Origin of the sequence: Nocardiopsis sp. TNDT3 (assembly GCF_003427465.1) — a bacterium.
In the GTDB taxonomy this organism is placed as follows: domain Bacteria; phylum Actinomycetota; class Actinomycetes; order Streptosporangiales; family Streptosporangiaceae; genus Nocardiopsis; species Nocardiopsis dassonvillei.
On sequence record NZ_QPFC01000458.1, the window covers coordinates 1 to 5,624 of the forward strand.

Below are 5,624 nucleotides of genomic sequence, written 5' to 3' on the forward strand. Positions count from 1 at the left end.
GTCAGCAGCGGCAGGGAGCCCACCAGACGGCCGCCGGAGGCGGAGCCGCCCTCGACCCGCAGCGGGAAGCGCCGGCCCACGTCGGTGCCGCGCACCACCTCCACGGCGTACTCCGCGCCCTCCGGGAGCGGGGAGGCCAGACGCACCTCGAACCGCAGGCGACCCGCGCCACGCCCCGCGGGGCTCGCCCGCACGAGGTCCACCTCCAGGGTGGGAGCCAGCGGCGACGCCACGAGCCCCAGCCGGTCGTTGACCGTGTAGTAGGGGCGCACCCGCGAACCGAACCCCTCGCCCCGCTCCACCTTCTGGTCCGGGTACCGGATGATCTTCTGGTAGCCCGCCACACCGGACAGGTGACGCCCCACGGTGCACTCGGTCCCGTCGGAGAGCACCAGGCGCAGCTCCCACTTCTCCGATTCGCCGTACCGGCCGTGCACCACGACCTCGGGGTCCACCACCGCCGTGAAACGGCCGTCACCGGCCACCGGCGCGGAGAACTCCCGCAGGGCCCCGGGAGACGTGCGCAGCCGCACCGCCAGGCGCGCGTGGGCGTCGGGCGCGTCGCGGCCCAGCACCCGGCCCTGCACGGTGATCAGCCCGTCGGCCGACTCCACGTGCTCCACCTCGGCGTGGTGCGCCGAGCGCCGCACGTGCAGCACCAGGCGGCCCTTCGCCGAACGGGAGGGCAGCACCAGGGACAGGCGCCCGACCCGTTCCGGGTCCAACGGGAAGCCGTGCTGGCGGATCTCCACGTCGTGGACCGGGGTCTCCCGGTCGCCGTCGAGCCGCAGCACCTCCCACGTGCGCGCGGCCAGCCGACCGCGCGCGGCGTCCACCACCACGTCGCCGCCGTCCGGCTCCAGCTCCACCCGCTTGCCCTCCAGGGTCAGCACCACCCGGTCGGGCGGGTCGGTGAACGACAGCACCGCGGCCCCGTCCCCGTCCACGCGCACCCGGCAGGCGGCGGCCGGTTCGGGGCGCGGCGCGGGCACCGACACCGGCGGCGGAGGCAGCTCGTGGCCGGAGAGGTCGGAGAACAGCTCCTCGTGCATCAGCATGACGTTGGCCGGGTCGAAGCGCTCGGACCCGGTCAGCGCGGCGGACGACATCCGCCGGCGCAGCTCGTCGTCGGCCATCAGCTGGGCCAGCCCGTCGGCGATCCCCGGGGCGGACCGGTTGGGCACCAGCAGCCCGTCCTCGCGGTCGCGGATGATCGACGCCGGGCCGTGCGGGCAGTCGGTGCTCACCACCGGCAGCCCCGAGCGCATGGCCTCCACGATCGTCATCCCGAACGGCTCCTCACTGGAGGTCACCGCCGCGAACGAACCCTGGGCCCAGGCCTCCTCCACGCGCGGGTGCGCGCCCATCAGCCACACGCGGTCCTGGAGCCCGAGCGAGTTGACCAGCCGGGCCAGCGCCGCACGCCGGTTGCCGCGCCCGTAGATCCGCAGCGTCCACTCGGGGAAGTCCTCGCTGACCATGGAGAAGGCCTGCACCAGGAGGTCGTGCCGCTTGCTGGGGGCCAGCCGCCCGGCGGACACGATCGTGCGGCTGTTGTGCCCGTTGGCGGTGAACGCGGGCGCGGGCACCGAGTTCGGGATGGACAGCACCCGCACCTGCGGCATCGGCATCCGCTCCCGGTACGTGCGCGCGTCGGCCTCGGTCACCGTCACGAAGGCGTCCAGGTGGGGGTAGGTCTCCTCCATCACCCGGCGCAGCGGCTCGGAGTGCTGGTCGTAGGTCAGGTGCTCCTGGCCTATCTTGACCACCCGGCTCGGAGCGGCCCGGGCGATCACCACGTTCAGCCCAGGCCGGGTGCCCACCACCACGTCGGCGTCGGTGGTGGCCAGGTACTCCTCCAGCCGGTCGTCGGTCAGACGGCTGTGTGTGGGACCGCGCGCGTCCTCCGGCGGGAAGAGCAGCGGCGGTACACCGGCCCGTTCCGATCCCTCGTACAGCGGGCGGCCGTCCGTCCCCGTGCCCTGGTCGCCGTCGTACCCGCGCACGTCCACGAGCGGACGCAGGCGCACCTGCGCGGGTACGGGCAGAACGGGCTCGGCGCGGTGCCGGAACACCGAGACGATCTCGACCTCGTGCCGGGCGGACAGCGCCGCCGCCTGGTTGGCGACGGTGCGCACGGTTCCGCCGATGCCGTACATGTCGTTGATCAGATAGGCGATCTTCACCGAACCCCCGTGTGGTCAGTGCCGACCCGTGCCCCCACGAGACGGCAGCGATGCCCGTCTTCCACACCAGAGCCCCCGCAGAGGCGGCGTGGGAACGTCCAGGGTACGAACGCTCCGCAGAGAGAAATGCCCCTTATGTCTGATAAGACCCTGGTATTTACTAATTTCTGTGGGTGTTTTGCGGAACCTTAACAAGCCGCGAAGACGCCTCGCCCGGCTCCGTGAGCGGCGCTCGTGTAAGGAGGCGCGAGCGCGAGGCGGTCGGGGAAGGCGGGTCGGAAAGGGGATGGGCGGCACCCTCAGTAGGTGCCGGTGTCCTCCCAGTAGGCCCAGGCGGCGCAGGGCGACCCGTAGGCGTCGTCGATGTGGCTGATCCCCCAGGAGATCTGCGTGGACGGGCTCTCCCGGAAACCCTCGGGCATGGAGCCGTGCCTGGCCGGGTTGAACCCGGAGATGCCGTGGTCACCGGTCTCGGTGTTGACGAACGTGTGGTCCCAGTGGGAGACGACGCTCCACAGGTTGCTCAGGCACTCCCACTCGTTCTCGGTCCAGCCGCGGTCCGCGGCCATGCCCATCGCGAGGGTCTCGTTCTCCAGGGCGTTGGAGTTGCCCTGGCCCCACTCGTACTCCTCGGGCTCCTCCGGCCGGTCGGCGTCCACCCAGGTCTCGTCGCCGCAGCCGGGGCCCTCGACCAGGCACACCATCTGCCGGACCCCGCTGTTGAAGGTCTGGCTGAGTTCGAGCTGGTAGACCGCGACCATGATCGCCGCGGCCAGCACGGTGACCGCCGCCAGCTCGACCAGTGCCGCGCCCCGGTCGTCCGCCGTCCTCCGTGCGGGGCGGAACCGCTGCAGGAACCGGCTGTCCCGGTGCCGCCTCGGCGGCCCGTTGCGCTCACCGGGCTCGGGGCGGTGGGGAGTGGGCAACGCCGCCTCCTGGGTGGTCTGGGTGGTGGGGGACTTCAGGAGATGGGGATGTCCTCGATGGGATCGAAACCGGGGATCTCCACGGAGATGGTCTCAAGGTCGCTCGGAACCGAGTACATGGACCAGTAGCTGACGGTCTCTCCCGGCAGCGCCGTCTCCTGAAGCTGCACCGAATACTCCCCCGAGCACAGACAGTAGTTCTCACTGTCCATGATCGGGTGGAACCTGGTCCCGGTCTCGGGGTCGAACGCCGTGATCCCGGCGAAGTTCGGCCCTGAGTACATGTAGGAGTACTGGTTGAACCAGGACAGCACCACACGTTCGTCTCCGGGGTTGCGGATGCTCCAGGTGACGGACAGGAGGTTCCCGCTCTCGTTCCTGCTCGCCTCGTTGACCTCGGCTCGCAGTTGGCCTGACAGTTCGTCTGTTCCGCTTGCGCTGCCAAGTACCTCCAGATCGCTGCTCTGCGGCGCTGACGCGGCAGTACCTGTTCCCGCGGACGTGACGAACAGGATCGACGCGAATGCGACAGCGAGTGTGGATGACCGGTGAATCTTGTTCATGGCGCTGCTCGCTTATTTTTCGAATGTGACGCTGACTCGTCGGTTGCGCTCGCGTCCTTCTTCGGTGTTGTTGTCGGCTATGGGATCGCTGGCTCCGTGGCCCTCGACATCGAAGGTCACCCCGTCCCTCGTGACCAGTTCGGACAGGACGGACTCGACCGCCTCGGCCCGTTCGAGGGACAGCGGAACGTTGATCGACTCACTGCCTGTGTTGTCGGCGTGACCGTCGACCTGAACGGCATCGGAACTCGCGTCATTGATTTCACTGGCGACCTGTTCGAGGATCTCTCGGGCCTCGGAGCTGAGAACTGCGCTGTTGGTCTCGAAAAGCACATCTGAGGAGAGGAGGATGCTGATCTCATCGCTGTCCTCGGTCCGTCCTGTCTGGTCTTCGGTGTTGTCCGAAATGAAAGTCAGGTCCAGGATCTCCGGAGAGGCAAGGTCCTCACTCCCGAGGGTCTCCGACGACTGGCTGATGGGAATGTCCATCAGAGGAGGAGTGAGCGGTGTGGTGACAGTCAGGGACTCCACGTCGTCTGTGACGGGAAGCGGGAAGGCAACCCACATCTCCTCGGTTTGCCCGCTGGCTATGTTGCCGTTCCAGGTGGAGCAGAAACAGGAGCCGTCGCTCCTCTCGTAGCTGAGGATCCTTTTCTGGTTCTGTGCGTCGATGAGGCTGATCCGGCTGGCGCTGTTCGGCTTTTCGTCCACCGTGAGGCCGAAGTTGAGGAGGAAATCGGAGTCGGACCTGTTGGTCACTCCGAAGCGAAGTCTTAATAAGCCGGGGGAGATGTTCTCGAGCGCGTACACATCGATTTGGAGATCATCGCCGATCGCCGTTGACGAAGACGTGCTGCTGGCCAGTATCTCCTGTCCGTTGTGTTCGTTGCTGTTTTCCGGCTGTGAAGAAGATGGCGGTTCGGCATCGCTGTTCTGCCCTGCGGAGGGGTTGCCGTCCGAACTGACCACACACCCTGAAATAAGAAAGGGGAGAGCCACAAGGAGTGAAGCGGGGCGAAGTGCTCCCCGTCTCGTTTTTCTTGGAGGAGGAGGGGGTGCGGCTGGCATCTCTTCTCGCCTGATAGTTCTGATGGGAGCGGTTACTCGTACGGAGCGAGGATCTCCGTTATCGCAGTGGTGATCGACTGGCCGATTCTGCTGGGGATGCCGATGGCCAGGATCGCTGCGACGATGCCCGCGATGAGGATGACTATCGCTGCGTATTCGATGAGGGTCGCGCCCTTGTCCTTCTCCTTGGAGGTCGGCACGAGGAAGGTGCTCAGCGTCACCCAGAGTTTGGTCAGGCTGTTCACGGGGCTTAACTCCTTGAGGAGGGGGTCTTACGGCACCACATCTTCGCGGTCTGCGGGCAGGTGGGTCCCTGCCCGCGGCCGCCGGGGGGAGTACGTGGGCGACGCGTGCTCGCGGAGTCCCACTATCCGGCATGAACACCGACGCCATCCCGCCTTCTGGCCGGATGTGGCCATCTTCCTTCAGGATGCCCCATGGATCCCGGAACCACACGTTGTCCACAGGGCTGGATGAACGCCCAGGCGGAAGCCGGTGGTCGGGTCGATGCGCGGTCACAGTTCCTCGCCGAGACGGGGTCACGTTTGGTGGTCGGCGGGTCACCATGATGGCACGTGTGCTGTGGGGGCGCCATGGCCGGACGGCGAATACCAGACCACCGTCGGGCTCTCCGGGGCGCCCGGTGCCGGACGGAACCCGTACTTGCGCGCGAAGACGCCACGGTGACCGGGCGCGGCGCGGGGAACAAGGGTGCCCGTGGGGCACACCGCTTCCTCTTCCCAGGCGCGATCACCCGGCCTGCCGGGACCTCCCCTGGTTTGCGACGGCTTCGGACAGAACCACGTGCCTTCGGACGGCATCCCCCCAGTCAGGACTCCGATCCTGGCGAACCCCCTCCTCCACGACCGCTCATCCCCCGC

5 protein-coding genes are annotated in these 5,624 nt (G+C 67.9%); all 5 read right to left on the reverse strand.

Going from position 1 to position 5,624, the window contains the following annotated elements:
* A partial coding sequence (locus DQW06_RS12040; protein ID WP_157983414.1) for a glycosyltransferase family 4 protein occupies nt 1-2,186 on the reverse strand: 2,186 nt, incomplete at its 3' end.
* Nucleotides 2,187-2,485: 299 nt separating this feature from the next.
* A complete protein-coding gene (locus DQW06_RS12045; protein ID WP_232833011.1) occupies nt 2,486-3,112 on the reverse strand; it encodes a hypothetical protein in 627 nt (208 codons plus the stop codon).
* A 35-nt stretch (nt 3,113-3,147) separates the two neighbouring features.
* On the reverse strand, nt 3,148-3,675 hold the full coding sequence (locus DQW06_RS29515) for a hypothetical protein (RefSeq protein ID WP_232833012.1): 528 nt from the start codon (nt 3,673-3,675) through the stop codon (nt 3,148-3,150).
* A 12-nt stretch (nt 3,676-3,687) separates the two neighbouring features.
* On the reverse strand, nt 3,688-4,644 hold the full coding sequence (locus tag DQW06_RS12055; RefSeq protein WP_232833013.1) for an OmpA family protein: 957 nt from the start codon (nt 4,642-4,644) through the stop codon (nt 3,688-3,690).
* 131 nt (nt 4,645-4,775) lie between these two features.
* Nucleotides 4,776-4,988: a hypothetical protein gene (locus DQW06_RS12060; RefSeq protein ID WP_019606745.1), complete on the reverse strand. Its 213-nt coding sequence runs from the start codon at nt 4,986-4,988 to the stop codon at nt 4,776-4,778.
* Nucleotides 4,989-5,624 lie beyond the last annotated feature (636 nt).